Genomic DNA, 18,023 nt, shown 5'->3' on the forward strand with positions numbered 1-18,023 from the left:
TATAAATCAGTATACTTTTCGAATGACTTCCCTAAAGTAACTTGTAGCTCGTCGCCTGTGTCGCCTTGTCTAATTTTCAAAGGTAACTCATAAATAGGCACTGTTTTGTCTGTATCTAGAATAATTTTTGGTAAACTCATTTAATCACCATCCAATATATTTTCAATTATTCTTCTATCAAAATTGTAAGGTCTATGTAATTGACCATCAAAATATGTGTAGTAACTATGAAGCTGTTCAAATAGGGGATATTCAGTTTCAATCAAATGAACATAAATATAGCCTTGGTCAATCAATAATTGGTCGGGCTTAAAATCGTCGAATTGCTTAACCACTCCATCATCTGTTTTTAAGTAATCTGTGACTGCTCCCAAATCATTTGTTTTTATGTAAATCATCGCCATTCAACTTCGCCTCTAATTCTTCATTTTCAATAGTCAGTATTGAATTTTTAACTTCTAAATCTGCAATTTTTGAAGATAAATCTTTAATTACTTTTCCAGCTTCTGCCATTTGGTCCTCCTAAATTGCTTTGGTTACTACCCTTACCGAATTACTAAAATTGTTATATGGTCCAATATAAAGCTTTCCTGAACCATCACCCCATAAATTAGCACCACCAATGTCTGCGTATTGTGAGACATCCATACGCTTTAAACCGTCAATTTGATTTACAGTCATATTTGGAGTTGAAATACCATATCTAGTAACTGATGTTCTGGTTGATCCAGAACCAAGTGATATATCTGTATCACCACTGATAGTTACACCGCTAATTTCTCCACCACGGATGTGAACCCCTGTAATTGATTGACCAACAAATTTATCGGCATATACGTTTCCACGATTGTCAATTGCTACCGTACCTTTTCCATCATAATAGATACCTTTAGAGTTCCAACGCATTCCATAGTTACCACCGTTTTTACTAGCAACAATATCTGTTGGGTTTTCTCTATCGGGAAGGAATCTTATTACATCACGACCACTTCCATTGATATAACTTAACATGTCATCTCTAGTATTACTGACCTTTTTCTTTAACTCATCCATTAACTGCTGTTTATCTTTATCGCTGGCTTTCAAATCAGAAACATCTTTAGATACTTCAGTGACATTCTTATCAACAGTATCAATATGTTCATTTTGATTGCTTTGATAATCAGATGTCGTTGTTGGCTTATCTCCAATCGATACGGTCTTGTATCTGTGAAGTAATCCATCCCATACCGTTTTGATTACCCTAGCAGTGGTATCAATGTTTAAATTAGCGAAGTAAACAGTGACTTCATCACCCATTTTTAGTTCATCAACGAAACCTAAATCATCTTTGATATCAGCAATTTCAAACGTCAAATAAACTTTAGGAATGCCAACCCTATTATCAGATATATATCGATTAGTTCTGGAACGTAACTGATCAATAGTTTCAATCTTGTCCTGGGAAAAATCCTTGGTTAAAACTCTTAATTTCTCAAAAGTGCTGTTAGCTTTGATAATTCGTTCAGGTAGATAGACTATTTTTTCATCACTATCAGAACCCGTTTTAGAAAATGGTTTAATTGCTGAATAGGTTTCTGAAATGTTTTCTTCCTGACGAGCCTGAATTAAATCTTTACCATATTGAATAACTTTCCCGGTTTTAGTCCCAATAGTTCGCTCGTAGTGAATCGTATAGTTATCAAATAAATACTCACCTTTAAATATCTGTAATAATGAGCCTTTGGCACCACCAAGGGCTTTTTTTGCGTTAGTGATAGCTGTCATCGACCAATCAATATTAGTGGATGTCGTAATATTAGATTTCATTACTAATGATGGCTCGGGCTGTTCCAAGTTTCTTTTGAGCAAATTAAAAGCAGTAACCGGAGTTACTGCCGAGGCATTAATATTCTGCTTTAATGTATTGTAGCTTAAATCATTCAAGATATGCGTAGCTGTCACTTCAATCTTGTTATCAAGTGACTTTTTCACATCATCAATTCTAAAACGTTGCTTTAAATAATTTTCACCAACATCTGCAACAATAATCCGACCCTTTTTTAACTCATTAGCTATATCACCAGTTGCCAAATAATCTAACTTTAGTTCTGGCAACTCGTTAAATTCATTAGTAACTTCCACATTCAAACAATCGGTTAAAACGCCAATTCCTTGCGTTGTAAAGTCTGATTCAGAACTTTCAAATAATACTGGATATTTAAGATAACTCATATTAGTGCCCTCCAATTCATCAGTATCGAAACTTCAGCTGATTCATTATCCCAACTAATCGTATTCTTCCCATAATTCAAAACCGGATAAGAATAGTTAGGAAAAACAGCTACATTGTTTTTTAGTTTTGAATCGTCATAAACTCGGTGCTTTGTTGAATCAATATACGTCAACCCACCAAGTTCGGTAATCTTATAAGTTACACCGTTCAAAGTTAAATCAAACGATCCAGTTCCTTCTACTTTGATTATTGGATAGCTAGAAAGTGGTTCAGGATTCAAAATCATATCTCCAGATACAATTGTTTGATAATTTTGGGAATCAACTCTAAATTTTGTCGGTCCAATATCAAATTCAATTGTTAATGTGGCACGTTCCGGGCTTTGATAAGAAAGCATAGGTGTTTTGGATAAACGCGCAAGATAGTAATAATTTTCATCTAAATTATCAATTAATTTTGAATAACCACTATAATTCTCACTGACTTCAAGCCAGTAAACTAAATCACGCTTTAATTCGGATAAATCCTTATAAAACGACTGATTAAACCATCTAATATCAACGAAACATTCATATTTTAAAGTTCCATTTTTATACCTATTATTAGGATTAACAATATCCAAATTTCTTCCGGGGATTGAAGTATAACTAACATCTGTTCCACCTGGTTCAACTTCAAAATTATTCTGGATCAATAAATTAAAATCTTTTGAAGTTCTACCGTTAAAAGTAAAATATCTATCAATCAAATTATCACCTACCAATCTTTCCATCATTTTTACGCCAAGTATCACTTAAATTTCTATCAATATTAGGTGTTAACTCACCAGCCAAAACATTGTTGTCCAAAACAACTTGATAATTTTGATTTTTATCATTCAAACCATTTAAAAGTGACATCATGTCATTCAATTGACTAACAATAGTAGATTCATTCTTAGCGTTAATATCATCAAACTTAACATTTGAAACCTTGCTGATTTGACCAGGATTAACACCAATATCATTAATGGAACTGTTCACTTCATCATTGATAAAGCCGGACATTGAATTAACGTTTGATTTAACATCTTTGAATGCTTCAGACAGTCCGTTATTCAAACCACCCATGATAGCCTGACCAGCTGGAATTAGTAACTTTTTATCATAACTAATTGGACCCTTATGTTTCTTAATCCACGTACCAATGCCAGAGACGAAATTTTTAACATTTCCCCAAACTGAACGTAGTCCACCAAGAAAGCTTTTCATTATTGCATGACCGTTAGAATGTAAATCTACTTTAGCTCCATCTTTAACAGCGTTAGCATTTTTCTTACCTGCTCCTTGCGATTTTCCTAATCCTTTAAGTAAACCATCAACGAACCAACCTATCAATTTATTACCTGAACGAAGAATTGTTCCCATCGCAGTACCAATCGAAGTAACAAATGCATGAATTATTTTAGTAGCGGCAGTTGCCATTTCTTTTTGATTATCAATTATTGCTTGTGCAAATTTTGTTATTAAATTCAATGCTGCTTTAACAATTTTCCCCAAATTATCAGCAATACCACCAATAAAAGCCACAATGACATTCACTGCTGCAGTTATAATTTTTCCTAAATTCTGGGCAATACCGTTAAATAAGTTAACGATAAATTCGACACCTTTAGCTAGAATCTTTGGTAAACCTTTGTTAAGCCCACCAATGAATTTAACCATAATATCAATCGACACAGCTATGATCTTAGAAATATTATCATTAATACCATTTAATAACGACATGATCATATTCATACCAGTGTCAATTAATTGTGGCATTAAAGTATTAATAGCGGTTAAAATTCCACTACCCAACGTTACAAACGCTTGAACAATTAAAGGGGCGTTAGTAATGACTGAAGTTAGAAAACTTGTCATCATAGCACTTAATCCCAAGCCCAAATTAGTAAACATCGGAAGTAACTGACTTGATACAGTCGTTAATTGAACAAACGATAAATTCAACAATGCAAAGCTCGATACCAATGCTGCAATTCCAGCAGAGGCTATACCGATACCAATACCAGCCGAAAGAACCGCATTACCGAACGCAGTCATCCCTGAAGCACCAGCAGTTAAAGCGGGTGCCGCTAAAGCAAACACTGCAACCAATCCGCCAAGAACAATTCCAAATGTAGCCATTGCAGTTATTCCTGCTGTACCAGTACTAGCTAAAGCAGTGATACCAAAAGCAAGTGCAGACATACCTAATGTAGCGGCACCAATACCAACACCAATTTTTAAAATAGCTGTGGCAAATGACGAAAAACTACTTGCAACAGTTTTAACGATTCCACCTAATCCACTGAAGATTCCAGTGATTGGTTTTAGTACTGAACCAAACCCTGAAAAAATCCCACCTAGTGGTTTAACCACAAAACTTAATTTACTAAAGACACCACCAAGTAATTTCAAGCCTGCAGGTACTGTAAAAGCTCCCAATACCGCTAAAGCAGGTTTTAAATAACTAGCAAAATCAATTGAGCCACTGAATGCACTTTTAAACATGTTACTGACTCCAGATTTGACTAATGGAATCGCAGCATCAATAAAAGTAACCAATGCTCCAGGCAATGCTTTAAGAATATTACCAACCATTGGAATAAAGTTATTGAATAAGAAGTTAGATGTAGTTTGAGCCAATGCTTTTAAGGATGGTTCAATATCACGTCCTAACGCAATATTCCCAAGAACATTTTGGGCTGCAGCTTTCATTGAATCAAATGATCCACTAAAAGTAGAAGCAGCTTCTTTAGCAGTTGTTCCAGTAATATCAAGATTTTCTTGGATAGCGTGAATAGCATTGTAAACATCAGACAAATTATTAATATCGTATTTAACACCGGTTAGCTTTGTGGCATCTTTTAACAGTCTTTGCATTTCTGATTTAGTACCACCGTAACCTAGCTTTAAATTATCTAACCATTTATACCCCCGTTTTCACGGTATTTAAAAAGGCTTACGATTTTTTTCGTAAACCTGAAGGGATTAGACTATATCTTCAACTTTTTCAAAAAGCCAACCTTTTTTATCATGTGCATTTGGATTCGTACTCTGTTTAGAGGAATGTCTTTGATAACGTTTGTTATAAACAACTTCACTATCAGAAGTTCCAAAATATTTAGCACAAGCTTGCCTTGATTCAAAAATGATTCTTCGACCATCGAGATGTGTAGCCTTGACTTTTCGTCGTTTATGAATGCTTCTTTGTTTGTGTCCAAACGCCAATCTGTTTTCAGAAGGTGTAACCCATCTCAAATTAGAAACATCATTATTAGAGCGATTGCCATCAATATGATCTACCCATGATTGTTCTTCATTTTTAGGCTTATCAAGAAAGGCTTTAGCCACAAGTCTATGAACATGCTTGGCAACAACAATCCGTACATATCCATTGTTTTTCCCTAATACCATAATCTGACCTGTATCGTCTTTCATGACTCTACCTTTATCACTTATAGAATATCCTGGTAAATCATCTATTTCTTTCCACATCTCCATAGCTTTTATCATTCCTCTCAAAAGTTGGTGTGCGCTTCCCATATCGTACTAATAGATATGGTACTGAGTAACAAACTCATAGTCGTTTGACTTTCTTTATATTATCAGTATAACAAATTATTATCTATCAGTCTATTAAATTTGGATAATATAAAACTTAGCACAGGATTATCATGACGAAAAGCTATAATCGTTTTAGACTTCCCCTGTTAGCAGAATTATTTCAATAGCCATTTACTACTATATTTTAATTCCACACCCATAGTTAGGTTCACACACGTTCATCTACATAGTCACCTATGCAGCGGACACTTTTTCTATCGTGTAATTTTGCTTGGCAAAACCTTGATAAGCATTTTGGATATCTCCCATATTGCTACCAAACTTATTAGCATTATCAGACATGTCAATCATTGCCATGTTGGCAACCTTAGCTGCTTTACCAGTATTACCACCTAGTGACTGCAACAAACTAGCTGAGAAACTAGTTACGTTTTCCATATAGTCATTAGCAGACATACCGGCCGTTCTATACGCCTGACTAGCATACTGCTTAACCTTGCCGGCAGACTTTTTAAAAATTGTCTCAACACCACCTAAGGACTGTTGAAGCTTAGCTCCTTCAGTGATTGATGCCCCAATGGCTTTACCGATTCCAGCAGTTACAATTGCCGCTTTAACGACTGAAATTAATTTACTACTCAATGATTCACCAGCACTTGAACCCGCCGAAGCAGCTTCAGGATCTAATTGGCCTTTGATTGAGCCTCCAATCCCTTTAGCAGATGGAATAATTTGAACATACGCTTTACCTAATTCTGTTGCCATTAATTATGTCCTCCTTTCTTCAAAAGCCGGTTTCTTTCCTTTTCAAAATCCTCACCTGAATTAAATACGATTTCTTTCTTTTCTTTAGGTTCTTCAAATAGTGATGACCAAAGAACTGGCTTATTTCGACCTTTTTGGGCATCCTTGGTTTTAGACCAAAGAAGTAACTTCAAATTGTCTGCAACAGACATCAAAAGTATCTGATTTAAATCAAATTTCTGATTTCTCATCTTCATTTTGATTCTCGAATCATCTTTCAAACCTAAAGAAAAAGCAGCTACCTTGGTTAAAGGTAACTGTTTTAAGTCGTATATTTGATATGTTTCTGCTAAGTCACACATAAGTGCATCCTTATCAATTTTTATCATGTAGGCAAGGATTAAGATTTTTTTGCTTGGCTTTGAGATTCAAAAATTTCTTGAATTTCAGCAGTCATTTTTTCCATTGAAATCAAGCCTTCTTTATCGGCAAGATGTTTCTTTAATTTTTCAGTTTGTTCTTTACCAAACAATAATTTCAAAACTTTTGGCATTACCAAAGGGTTATCTTCCACATCACTAATTGCTTCCAATAACTCATAATTATCCAAACGCTTTTCAGGAATAATATAGTTAAATCCTGATTTAGTTTTACCCTTGATCATATTGATTATTCTCCTTTGGCTTCACCTGATGCAGTAGGTTTATTAATATATTCGTAATGATTTGCACCTGTTTTATCTGGTGAAGCAGTAAAAGTTGTTTCAAATCCAACAGCATCCTCATCTGTATAACTGATATCACCAATCTCTGAAATAGTACCGTTAGGAATAACAATACGCTTGAAAATTCCACCTTTAAGAACCATATCAAATACTAAGATATGTGGTTCATATTCATCGGAATTGGCTACAATTTTAATTCCTGATTCCATATCTCCAGTGACATTCTTTTCACCATAAACTTCTTTAAGAACATCAATATTCATAGACTCGATTAACGTGTATTGGAATGTATCTTCCTTACCTTTTTGAACAACGGATACTGTATCACCGCCCCAAGCCTTGATTGAATCTGAATCAGGGCTATTTGTATTAGTTAAACCATCTTCTGAAATATATCCAAGTGCTTTATAAGAAGCATCCAACTTAGTAATTGAATCGGTAGGCAAAACAGTTCCAAGTGGTGCTGAATAAGCGGCACCACCGATTTTTGGTTTAGCAACTGAAACATTTTGAGTATCTGACATTTTTTATCCTCCTAATATTTAAAATCGTAAACTGCTTGATAGCGATATTCTTTCGTTTCTGGATCAGTAAAGTTATAGTCTGAATTCAATTTAGCTTTACTGATATCTGTAAAATAAATCATTTCATTTAAACAGGCTTTTACTTTTACATTTAGTTTTGCAGCTTCGAATAATGAAGGTGCATAACTTTGAAACGCAAACGTCCCACTATTAATATGATTACTTTCAGCCCCACCAGTTTTTTCAAATAGAACATATGTCTCTGGTGGATTTTCTGGACGCTCTAAAAAAGACGGCACATTTAAGTGACTGTCTAAGTAATCTTTAATCGTTTTCTCAATCATTAATGCACCGCCTTTAATAATGTATTGTTTTTTAAGTTGTCACGTCTAGCTTTATAACTATCCGCGTAAACACTAGCATTTACACGACTTTTACCAACATAAGTATCTTGAGCATACCCATCACCTGCTGATTTTCTAATCTCACTAGCATGCTCTTCTACAATACTTTGCATTGATGCAGATTTAAGTAATTCACCAACACCACCATGATTAAGTACAAATTTATTTTTAGCCATAATATTCCACTGTCACTTTCTTGTTCCAGTCAAGCGGAATCATATCTTCAATTCCTTCAAGTGGAACTCCAACTGTCCGCCATTTCTTTCCAAAGAATTGAACTTCTTTATTGGTCCAATCATGATCATCGCCTTTAGGAATTGCCAAATCATAAACAATCTTTTTACCAGTCAAGTTTAATTGATTAGCAACATCATCAGTTGACGTTGGCGCAACTAAAACATTTTCAACCTCAATTGATTCAGTTTTATAAATTGGTTCACCAAATGGATCAGCGCCACTCTTTACTTTATCAATCAAAGTTACCGTTATTCCGTGGATTCGTGTCATAAGGTTCCATCACCCGTATCTTTGCCGTCTCAAACCTAATTTAGTTAGTTCTGAATTTTTAATGAATAAACCACCTCCAGGAACTAAGTACGATCCAGACCATGAATAGCCCATAGCTGCTTCACTCGCTTGTGTCATTGGTTCCTGATCAGTTGATGTCATTAGAGTTCTTGCAACAACATCCACGGTTACAGATTGAACTACTGTGGCATAAGATAACCGCTCTACAACCATCTTATCAAGGTCCTTACCAACTTTGAGAGCTTGCTCTCTTAATGAGTCAGAGACTACTTTAAGTAGTTTGGTGGCACGTGGAATTTCATCAGGTTTAAGCTTTCGCCACATTACTTGTAAATCATCAATCGTAGCAAAATCATCCATGACTATTTCTTACCTTTCATCATCAAATCATAAAGAATTTCTTTCTTAGCATTGGAATCGTATTTGATTCCAAATGCATCCAATTCTTGCATAATTTGTGCTTTAGTAATTCCTTCGCTGTCATCATCGTTTGATGTTGTGTCAGGAACTGGCTTAGGCTTAACCGTCGTTTTTTTAACTTTATCTTGAACATTGTTTTCATCAGCAGGAACCCAGTCCCCGCCTCTGATTCGTGAAGCTACATCAATGATCACTTTCGTTTTAGAATTTTGATATTTCATTTATTTATGCCTCCTCTGGTTTAATTACACGTGCAAAACTATTAGTATCCATAATTCCCCAGCCTAGATATGTTTCAGAACGCAAGTAAACTTGGTTATAACCCTTTAAATCTTGGCCTGAATTGTCTGGATCACCATATTGAATTACTTCCATCGGAATTTGTTTAGCAAATCCCCATTGGAACATATTAGTAAAGTCACCCAAAATTGCGTAATCTTTTGAACCACTTGCAACGGTATTATTTACATCTGTTTGCAATCCATTGATTGAACCAGGATTGGCACCCCAAGCTAATGTTGGGAATAAACGATTATTACTGTTATCACGCATTTTTGCTAAAGCAGATGAAAACTGTGTATCAATTGCCATACCAGAAACCACACCATCTGAACCTTGAATAGCTGAAACTGCATCTTCAATATTTGAATCTGGATCAGCTTGCTTAAAATCAACAGTTTGAGTGATGGAAGTATCAAAACTATTTTTACCAATGATTGCGGATACTTCTTTAGTTCTTGGATTTACACCATGGAAGGCCATCAAGTCTAAACCACGTGCTAATTTCTTAGCATATCCATCATTAAATGCTTTCAAAATATCGATTTTTTCTTCATCCGTGGCATAAATGAATTCATCAGAAACACGGGCGCCATATTCCACCTTAATGGGAACAATCGTTACTGGCGCAATAGTAACTCCACCTTCAGTTTTCTTTCCATTCTCAGCAACAATATCGATATCCTTGTCCATTGAAAATGTAAATTCTTTTTGTCCATTAAATGCTACTGGCTTTTGACCAGATAGGATTGCCAAAGAACTATTACCTTTAACTTTACTAATTAAATCTGTAATTAATGTTGGATCAAATAAATTTCCCTTTGATGTTGTCATAATTTTTTTATTCTCCTTCTAAGTTATCAATTAAATTTTTGTATGCACTATTCTCATCTGAACCAGTATTTGGTTCAGGGTCTTTTAGTGGTGGTACTGGGTCATCCTTCTTTACAAAACCAGCTAATCTTTCAGCATCAGCTTTCAAACTTTCTTCATCATCACCAACCAAACGATCTGCTAAGTCATAAGGAAGTCCATTTTCTAAGGCAATTTTGGTTTTTAGATTAGCTGTTTCATATCCTGAAATTTTGGAATTTAAATTTTCAATATTTTGGTCATAATCAGCATACTTTTCTTTGCTCTTACTGATTGTTGATTGAAGTGAAGTATTTTCATTAGTCAATGTTGATACTTGTTTCTTTAAATCGTCATAATCTGAATACTGTTTTACCAATGATTCCTTCTGTCGGTCCAAACGTCCTTGAATAATTTGGTCAAGTTCCTCTTGTGTTTCAATTGTTTTAAAAGTCATAATTTAAAATCCTTTCTCCCACTTACCCGGTGGTATCGGTAATTTTTGGCATAAAAAAAGACGTTCTAAACGTCTAATATCGTACCTGCTGTTTCTTCTTAGGCTTATCAATTGAGCAAGCCCAATGTGCTAATAAAGCACTATCCATTAAACTAATATCCGTATCATCAAACTGTGATTTGTAACCAAACCCACCACTGGAACCGATATTCCTTTTTTCAGAATTTGTCGCTACCACTTTCAGTGATGGTTGATCACTATGACAAATTGACTGCTGGTAAATTCCTTGCTCCCACAACGAATTAGCATTGATTACTTCTTTAACTGTCGGTAAAATTGGCGTCTTCAATCTGAAGTCTTTCATGTCAGCAGCTAAAATTGATTGACCACTTTGACCATCAATTACTACTTGCTGAATGTCAGCAGTTCGCAAAAATTTCAAAATCCATTGATTGCCGTTTCTTACTGATTGACAATCAATAGACTCTACAAATACTTTTCCTGATAAGGTATGAACCGCAATACTCATCGCAACATTGGCGCCATCATTTCCGTATTTAATTCCAACATACAATGGACCTTGTAAAATCGGTAAAGAATGAACTTTCAATTCATCCCATTCATTTTCTGAAATAACCGATTTTTGATTATATTTAATCCAAAGCCCTAAACGTTGAATATTAAAATCAACTTCATCCTGTCCAACTTCATCTTGAATTGAGCGTTCAGTGAAGATAGTTCCCAAAGATGGATTGGTTTTATACCACAAGTCTCGGTCTCTAATATTTGATTGCTCTTCAACAGACCATTCAGCCCATCCAGCGTTTTCAAGTTTGCCTTCCAAAACACCATTGCGGTAACTGACAAATACTGTACCTGAAGATAAAGGTGTTGGTGGTGTTCCACAGAAAATAGTTTGTGGATTATCTGAATCGGTAACAACATATTTCAATGCTGATTCTTGATCAGTCGTATATTCTTGAGCCTCATCAATCACAAGTAAATCAAAACCTTCACCAAGCCCACCGGTAGAAGTTCTAGTTCTAAATTCCACACGTCCACCAGTTTCAGGAATATCAATTCGTTCCCGTCCGACTGCTTTCAAAGACTTGTATTTAATACCAGCTTTGTCAAGTATCTTCAAAACTCGTTCCCAAGATGAATGTGAAGTAGTAGTTCGATGAGCAGTATGTAAAATCTGTTCGCCATCTAACAATCCTTGAATTTCACGAATAACAATTAATTCAGTCTTACCATTCCGTCGTGGTATAGAATACCCAAATTTAGTGTGAACCCAAAGACCATCATCATTAACGGCAAATAAATCTTTTGCAAGGTCAACTTGCCATTCTTGTGCAGTTCTGCCAGATCTCTCATAGTTTTTTATCGCAGGTTTGTATAAGGATTTAGTAAATGGAATAATCACCGATTGAGTAGGATGCTGATTACCAAGTTTTACATTAGTAGTCATAGAAATCCTCCTTCAATCATGTTATCCACCGCAGTTTAGTGACTTGCTTGGGTCAAATTTTATTTCCAGTTTTTAGTCCAAACATTCTGTTTTCTACCATCTCCCGGATTGTAATCAACGATGCAGTGACATCTTTCATGTCGTCGGTAAATATCATCAGGTGCATCATTATAGCTATATGATCCTGCTAAATTTTTGCACCAATCACATGGCTTACCGACCACGGTTCTAGTAATTCTTGGCTTTAATCCAACATTAGATTGAAACTCAACATTTTTTTGAATGGTGTCATCAACAATCGATTGAGTGAAAGTTACTAATGGCTCATCAAGAATCCATTTAATATCATCAAAACTTTCAGCAGCAGTCAATCGTTCAACTAACCCTTTAACCTTTTCTTGATTAAAGTCAGGTACTTGAGCCTTTAAATGTAAGTTGGCAGCCTGATTAAGTTGATTCTGAACGTCGCTCGCATAGCCAGTTACAATATCGTAGTTATTTTTTAATGTATGATTCATCAATCTATTCGAAATATTGAAATACATTTTTTCATTTGGTAAAGATTCAGCAGTTACAAATTCATTAATCGACTGTGATAAATTTTGGCCAACTTCAATGGCCAAATCATTAACTTCTTTATAAGTAGCTTTTTCATTCTTCAATAACTCAATGTCTTTTTTTAAAACCTTACTTTTACTGTTTTTATCTTTAAACGAGCCATCAATTGATTTTAAAAGGTCAATAACAATATCTTTATCCATTATCATCACCTGTTTCTATTGGTGGTTCTTGATCAGAACCCTTTACCCCAGTAATTTCACGAATAGTCTCTTTATCCATAAATCCTGGAATAGCTTGATTAAGCTTTATGGCACCATCACCAATAATTGATAACATATTGGCATCAGCTTCAAACAATGGTTCCCACTTTGGGATTGTATTCATAAATTGTGAACGTTCATATGCATAATTATCTCTTAAACAAGATGCCAAGTATGCAACGTTTAAGAATCCAGAACCAAACGATCGTTGTGCCTTTCTTCCAGATAATCTTAAATTCTCATGACTTGCCTTGATTGCTTCTACTGAAGATGGATTTTCAGATACAAATCCTAAATCATCCAACGTTAATCCCATCTCGCCAGCAAAACCAGCCGCAGCAGTTTTAAGCTGTTCAGTAAATGGTGTCATTGATGAAGTGGTAAATTGTCCTAACTTAGGACTGTCACCTTCGTCATCTTTAGTAAATTGCAACATGGATGAAATGGCTGCTTTCCAACTATCCATTGGTTCAGCATCGTTACTTAGACCAACCACATATTTTTGAGGGAATGAATAGAATTCTGCAGTGATATCCGCTCTTTCCAACGTACGCTTTGCATATTTCTGATAATACATTCCTGCTCTAGTAATTCTTGAACGTCCAAAGGGTCGAACTGCATCCGGTCGGTAAATGATTGGTACTAACAATGGATGATTAGTATGGTTAGGAATATTAGTTACATCTTTTCCAGTAATAAACGTTGTCAATTGAGCTGTGAAATAAGCTTCACTAATCGGATTTCCAAAGTCATCACGTTTTAAAACGGCATAGCCTTAAGTTAACAATCCAGTAATTGGATCAATGATTCCCGTTGCATTACTTGCTTCAATAACTTGCAAACGAATCTGGTCATCTGCCTTTGAAATATAAACAAATGAACATGATCCAATCAATGCAGACAAAACGGCTGAATCAAAAAATACATCAGGGTTATTATCATGGAAGATTTCGTTTACTTTAAAATCATCATTATCAAAATCACGAAATACTAATCTATCGGCCAAACTGTCCACACCTTTTGCACACCAGCCAAGAACGGCATGATATTGGTTCCTAATTTCGAGTGGAATAGTGATACCAGGGTCGTTTTCGTGGTATTTCATTGCGTATTGTTTATATCTCATATTTACCCGGAAACGGCGATGTGACAGCTTATTTCTAAGGTAATCAATTCCTTTATATTCCAATATATCAACTCCTTAATAAATTCATGAGAAAAAATGTACAGTGACGGCGTGAAGCTCGGCTGACGAGCCATAGGGGGTCTCATGCCCCCTTTAAAATATTGACTCAATCAAACTCATTAAATTGTTTAAAACGTCGCTATGAGCGGTATTTAGACCAATCTAACGATTGTGGAAGATTACGATTACCAATAGTCTTCACATCAACACTTTTATTTTCTTTATTTTTAAATAACTTGTCAGACTTCTGTCTATTGCAACTCCAATGAGCGAGCTGCAGGTTGTCCATGTCACTTGGATGACCTCCCTTGTTAATAGGGATGATGTGATCAATAACTGGTGACATTGGATCAGGATATTTTAATCGCTTGTCAACCGGTCGTCCACATATACCACAAACAGATTGAGTCTTGAGGATTATACGTTTGTTCTTATCAAATGCTACTCGATGTTGTCCGGTTCTGTCTGCTCGCAATACCATAAGATGGTGGTCCTTTCTATGTGGGGATAGTAATAAATGATGGTGGGTATCAATTAGTATGGGGGTATCTAAACAATGTGAGGGGTATAAAAATAAGACCACCGGAACCTTGAGTTTAAAGGCACGGGGGTCTTATTTAAATAGAGCCATCTTAATTAGTGCAGGGGGGGTAGCATAGGTTGGAATCGAACCAACACTAACCTGTCTATGCTATAAATGATAGGCTTTATCATCACCTATCAAAGTGTTATTCAAACGTGTTCTGGTTTGTATAGTATTCCTTCTATGTTTGTTATCGATAAGCTTTCGATAATACTAATATACATCTAATTTAGGGGGAATCTAATGACATGGGTATGCCATATGTATGACACAACTATGACATAGGTATGACATTTAGGATGCCTTCCTTATACAATCTGTTGGCTTGTCTAAATGAGTAATCAAGATTCTCACTGATTGTATAAAGGTCCATATCATTAATGAAGAATAACTCTAATACATTAGCCTGGTTAGGATTATCTAAGTGGTCAAGCGTACTTAATATCTCATGTTTAATAGTTCTACTTTCCATTAACAAGTTATTGATTCTTTGTTCTAATTCTTCACGTTGACCTAACTCATCATTCAAACCTCTGGGAATTCCACCGCCTGGCATGCCAGTTATCCTAGCACTGTGTGTAGATTCGATACGATCATCTAATTGATAAAGCCTTTCTTCAAGCCGTTTAAGTTGTCGTAAGAATGGCTTATATCTTTTTAGAAACTTTTTATTTTCTTGGAATTTATCTTCACTCACAAAATAGCTCCTTTCTGTCAAAGATAAAAAATCATCTTTGACACCTTCTAATGCTTGGTATCATTGGGTTTGTAGGACTTTCACAAGTGAAGTGTCAAAGATGAAACCCCTATATTTCTTTATATATTAATACTATTCAATAAACTTACTATTATATATAAAAGAAAGTGAAAACATCTTTGACATCTTTGACACCCTATTAAATCCATTGAGCCACAACGGTTACAGCTGTCAAAGATATCATTGACATGTCAAAGATGCATCATTGACAGACACCATTTTGACCCTAAAATACCCATTTTTGTTTACGAATAGTGGGGTTAAAAATACCCAAATACGTCCATTTAGGGTATTGATACGAAAATTTGATTTCTCTTTCCATCCATTCGTTGCGTTTTAGTTTTAAATTGTTTCATCCTACAAATTTCACGGCTAAAAGCTATTTGTGATACTGCTTTGTAACCATTGTCAGTACACCAAACTGAATACATGATATAAGCATCCTTAACAACTTCATTGATCAACTTAGGTTGTTCATCACGCAAATATAAAATAATCGGATTGTTAAGTTCTTCGTATTTCTTAGCTTCAGAATTAATTCTTTTGGAAGTGGCAAATTTATGATTTTTAAGAAGTCGTTTAAGTCCGTTCAAACCTAAAAGTAAAACATATTGCATTGATTCCGTTGATAGTAACTTATCGGTAATGAATGGATCATAGTCAGCATCTTTGGAAGTGAAATGTGCATTAAAAGGAATGAACATTAAACGCCTTGTTAATCCATTAGAAGTATCATTGATTCTTGGCATTTTATTGGCACTGAAGATTAACTTTGAATAGTTATTAAAATCAAAAGGATCTCTACCCTTTCTTTCAGCATTAATAGTTTCACCAGTGGTTAACTTCTTGAATTCACTATTATCTTTGATGTATTCATTAGAAATATCATCACCAATATTGGCTAACTTGCCAAATAGTTCAGCAGTTTTGAATCGTTGCCCTAACTCCTTTAAATCCAGTGAAGATGTATTATCACTGCCAACTAATTTACGAACAATCTTTAAATAAGAACTTTTACCGTTTGATCCATCACCGGTTAGAATGAATGCTTTACCTAACTCATTACGTCTGAATAGAACATAACCAAAGATTTCTTCAAGGATTAATCTTAATTCTTTATCATTCACCGATATCTTATTTAAAGTTTTATCAGTTATCTCATAATAAGCATCTTCAACAAACTTGATTGGAACCTTATTTTTAATTACGATTTCAGGACTGAAATCTTGAAGTTTCCAAGTATCAAGATTGAATAATCCATTTTCTAAAGCAATATATCGAACATCAGCTAGTGGTTTTTCTTCAGCTTGCAATTGAAGATAACTAAGAACTTCAATTCGTCTGGATTTCGTTAGCCCTGGTAAATGTCTAATCATTGCTCTTTCAATATCTGCTTGATCATCGGAATACACACCATCTTTGTAAATATGTAAAACACCGGCTACTAGAATAATATGATGTTCAGCAATCAAGAATTTAGCAAACTTATCATGCAAAAATGAATTTTTACTAAAGAATGTTTCCTTTAAAAAAGCATCATTACGAAGGATAATATCAACTTCACGTTTTGGTAATGGATCATCAAGGATGTAATCATTAATTAGCCTAATCGTTTGCCGAATATCATCACGACTCATTCCAGCCTTTTGTAGAACTAAGATGTAATTGAACAATTTTTGATTTCGTTCACCAGATTTTAATTCTTCAATATGGTTTCTATGATTGCTTAATGGTAAAAGCCATTTTGGCATTGCATCAAAATGAGATGTTTTACGAACCCATTTTCTGGTTTTGCCTTCAATACGTAACGGATCAGCAGTATTCTTAATTCCAAGTTTAAAATCTGCTTTGATTCCTAATGCTGTATACCAACCAATTTTGTTAGTTGTTAAATCATAACCTTGAAAGTAAAAATGCATTCCGTGATTAGTTTCAATGCTGAGAAATTAATATTCAAGTTATCCAATATCTTTAACAATTTGTGTGATTCTGGCCAATTATCAACGTCAACACATATGTAATCATCAGACAAGATACCAACATATGAATCTTCTTTACGAACGGTATCGAATTTTAATAATTTTTGACCACTTTTAAATTTACTAGAAGCGTGCTTTCCATCGCCTCTTAAATATCCACGATATAAAATAATTCTCACCTCCAATCTGAACTAACAATGATTACTTACCGAATAAAATATGTTTTGTATCATCGTCAACCATATATCCCTTACCCCACGGCATTACCAAGAAATATAAGCCTTCATAATCATCAACAGCTTCAACAGAACAAACAAACTTTGGATTGATGAGAGCTTGAGTAACTTGTAAATTTTCAAATTCATTCTCATAATAAATATCTATTTCGACCATCTTAAAACCTCTTGTAGCATCTGGTTGTTATCTATAGAAATATCAAAAAGATTGTTGTTCTGTTCTCTAAGAATTTCATTTTGATATTTCAATAACCTA

23 protein-coding genes and 2 pseudogenes are annotated in these 18,023 nt (G+C 34.8%); all 25 read right to left on the reverse strand.

Features of this window, described 5'->3' with window-relative positions:
* Positions 1-140: 140 nt before the first annotated feature.
* The 25 genes and pseudogenes from JCM14932_RS08675 to JCM14932_RS08790 all read right to left on the reverse strand — a co-directional run bounded on the left by JCM14932_RS08675 (position 141) and on the right by JCM14932_RS08790 (position 17,924).
* Positions 141-404, reverse strand: a complete 264-nt coding sequence (locus JCM14932_RS08675) for a hypothetical protein (RefSeq protein ID WP_025024534.1) — start codon at positions 402-404, stop codon at positions 141-143.
* Entirely contained in the window at positions 376-513 is a 138-nt protein-coding gene (locus tag JCM14932_RS16575) for a hypothetical protein (protein WP_155832105.1), read from the reverse strand. The genes JCM14932_RS08675 and JCM14932_RS16575 overlap by 29 nt, the downstream gene beginning before the upstream one ends.
* Positions 514-522: 9 nt before the next feature.
* The gene (locus JCM14932_RS08685) at positions 523-2,214 is read right to left on the reverse strand and encodes a phage tail spike protein (RefSeq protein ID WP_025024535.1); all 1,692 of its coding nucleotides are present in this window, start codon (positions 2,212-2,214) and stop codon (positions 523-525) included.
* The gene (locus tag JCM14932_RS15990; RefSeq protein WP_235700572.1) at positions 2,211-2,963 is read right to left on the reverse strand and encodes a hypothetical protein; all 753 of its coding nucleotides are present in this window, start codon (positions 2,961-2,963) and stop codon (positions 2,211-2,213) included. Before JCM14932_RS15990 ends, JCM14932_RS08685 begins: the two co-directional genes overlap by 4 nt.
* 4 nt (positions 2,964-2,967) lie before the next feature.
* Positions 2,968-5,118, reverse strand: coding sequence for a phage tail protein (locus JCM14932_RS15995; protein WP_025024537.1), 2,151 nt, complete (start codon positions 5,116-5,118; stop codon positions 2,968-2,970).
* 108 nt (positions 5,119-5,226) lie between these two features.
* Entirely contained in the window at positions 5,227-5,751 is a 525-nt protein-coding gene (locus tag JCM14932_RS08700) for an HNH endonuclease (RefSeq protein ID WP_235700573.1), read from the reverse strand.
* 306 nt (positions 5,752-6,057) lie between these two features.
* Positions 6,058-6,567 (reverse strand): annotated as a pseudogene (locus JCM14932_RS08705) (hypothetical protein); the annotation flags it as partial.
* On the reverse strand, positions 6,567-6,908 hold the full coding sequence (locus JCM14932_RS08710) for a DUF5361 domain-containing protein (protein WP_420834782.1): 342 nt from the start codon (positions 6,906-6,908) through the stop codon (positions 6,567-6,569). The gene JCM14932_RS08710 and the pseudogene JCM14932_RS08705, both read right to left, overlap by 1 nt.
* A gap of 38 nt (positions 6,909-6,946) precedes the next feature.
* Positions 6,947-7,210, reverse strand: a complete 264-nt coding sequence (locus JCM14932_RS08715; RefSeq protein WP_025024541.1) for a hypothetical protein — start codon at positions 7,208-7,210, stop codon at positions 6,947-6,949.
* 5 nt (positions 7,211-7,215) lie between these two features.
* Positions 7,216-7,794 (reverse strand): phage tail tube protein, encoded by a 579-nt coding sequence (locus tag JCM14932_RS08720; RefSeq protein ID WP_025024542.1) that lies wholly within the window; start codon positions 7,792-7,794, stop codon positions 7,216-7,218.
* A gap of 11 nt (positions 7,795-7,805) precedes the next feature.
* Positions 7,806-8,138, reverse strand: coding sequence for a hypothetical protein (locus JCM14932_RS08725; RefSeq protein WP_025024543.1), 333 nt, complete (start codon positions 8,136-8,138; stop codon positions 7,806-7,808).
* On the reverse strand, positions 8,138-8,374 hold the full coding sequence (locus tag JCM14932_RS08730) for a hypothetical protein (protein ID WP_025024544.1): 237 nt from the start codon (positions 8,372-8,374) through the stop codon (positions 8,138-8,140). Before JCM14932_RS08730 ends, JCM14932_RS08725 begins: the two co-directional genes overlap by 1 nt.
* Positions 8,367-8,705, reverse strand: coding sequence for a hypothetical protein (locus tag JCM14932_RS15085; RefSeq protein ID WP_034543030.1), 339 nt, complete (start codon positions 8,703-8,705; stop codon positions 8,367-8,369). The genes JCM14932_RS08730 and JCM14932_RS15085 overlap by 8 nt, the downstream gene beginning before the upstream one ends.
* A 9-nt stretch (positions 8,706-8,714) precedes the next feature.
* Entirely contained in the window at positions 8,715-9,086 is a 372-nt protein-coding gene (locus tag JCM14932_RS15090) for a phage Gp19/Gp15/Gp42 family protein (RefSeq protein ID WP_034543032.1), read from the reverse strand.
* A 2-nt stretch (positions 9,087-9,088) separates the two neighbouring features.
* Positions 9,089-9,367 (reverse strand): hypothetical protein, encoded by a 279-nt coding sequence (locus JCM14932_RS08745; RefSeq protein WP_025024545.1) that lies wholly within the window; start codon positions 9,365-9,367, stop codon positions 9,089-9,091.
* A 4-nt stretch (positions 9,368-9,371) separates the two neighbouring features.
* Entirely contained in the window at positions 9,372-10,259 is an 888-nt protein-coding gene (locus JCM14932_RS08750) for a phage major capsid family protein (protein WP_034543035.1), read from the reverse strand.
* A gap of 7 nt (positions 10,260-10,266) precedes the next feature.
* Positions 10,267-10,737 (reverse strand): capsid assembly scaffolding protein Gp46 family protein, encoded by a 471-nt coding sequence (locus tag JCM14932_RS08755; protein WP_304515679.1) that lies wholly within the window; start codon positions 10,735-10,737, stop codon positions 10,267-10,269.
* A gap of 70 nt (positions 10,738-10,807) precedes the next feature.
* Positions 10,808-12,205 carry a terminase large subunit domain-containing protein gene (locus tag JCM14932_RS08760; RefSeq protein ID WP_025024548.1) on the reverse strand — a complete coding sequence of 466 codons (1,398 nt, stop codon included), beginning with the start codon at positions 12,203-12,205 and terminating at the stop codon, positions 10,808-10,810.
* 59 nt (positions 12,206-12,264) lie between these two features.
* Positions 12,265-12,966: a hypothetical protein gene (locus JCM14932_RS08765; RefSeq protein WP_025024549.1), complete on the reverse strand. Its 702-nt coding sequence runs from the start codon at positions 12,964-12,966 to the stop codon at positions 12,265-12,267.
* A pseudogene (locus tag JCM14932_RS15095) lies at positions 12,959-14,215 on the reverse strand (hypothetical protein). Before JCM14932_RS15095 ends, JCM14932_RS08765 begins: the two are co-directional and overlap by 8 nt.
* A gap of 136 nt (positions 14,216-14,351) precedes the next feature.
* Positions 14,352-14,693 carry an HNH endonuclease gene (locus JCM14932_RS08775; protein ID WP_025024550.1) on the reverse strand — a complete coding sequence of 114 codons (342 nt, stop codon included), beginning with the start codon at positions 14,691-14,693 and terminating at the stop codon, positions 14,352-14,354.
* 376 nt (positions 14,694-15,069) lie between these two features.
* Positions 15,070-15,492, reverse strand: coding sequence for a hypothetical protein (locus JCM14932_RS08780; RefSeq protein ID WP_025024551.1), 423 nt, complete (start codon positions 15,490-15,492; stop codon positions 15,070-15,072).
* Between the two features lie 344 nt (positions 15,493-15,836).
* Positions 15,837-17,471 (reverse strand): phage/plasmid primase, P4 family, encoded by a 1,635-nt coding sequence (locus JCM14932_RS15100; protein ID WP_202898506.1) that lies wholly within the window; start codon positions 17,469-17,471, stop codon positions 15,837-15,839.
* Positions 17,441-17,710 (reverse strand): hypothetical protein, encoded by a 270-nt coding sequence (locus tag JCM14932_RS16780; protein WP_202898507.1) that lies wholly within the window; start codon positions 17,708-17,710, stop codon positions 17,441-17,443. The genes JCM14932_RS15100 and JCM14932_RS16780 overlap by 31 nt, the downstream gene beginning before the upstream one ends.
* Positions 17,711-17,732: 22 nt before the next feature.
* Positions 17,733-17,924: a hypothetical protein gene (locus tag JCM14932_RS08790; protein WP_025024552.1), complete on the reverse strand. Its 192-nt coding sequence runs from the start codon at positions 17,922-17,924 to the stop codon at positions 17,733-17,735.
* Positions 17,925-18,023: the final 99 nt, after the last annotated feature.

Origin of the sequence: Companilactobacillus nodensis DSM 19682 = JCM 14932 = NBRC 107160 (assembly GCF_000615905.1) — a bacterium.
Lineage (GTDB): Bacteria > Bacillota > Bacilli > Lactobacillales > Lactobacillaceae > Companilactobacillus > Companilactobacillus nodensis.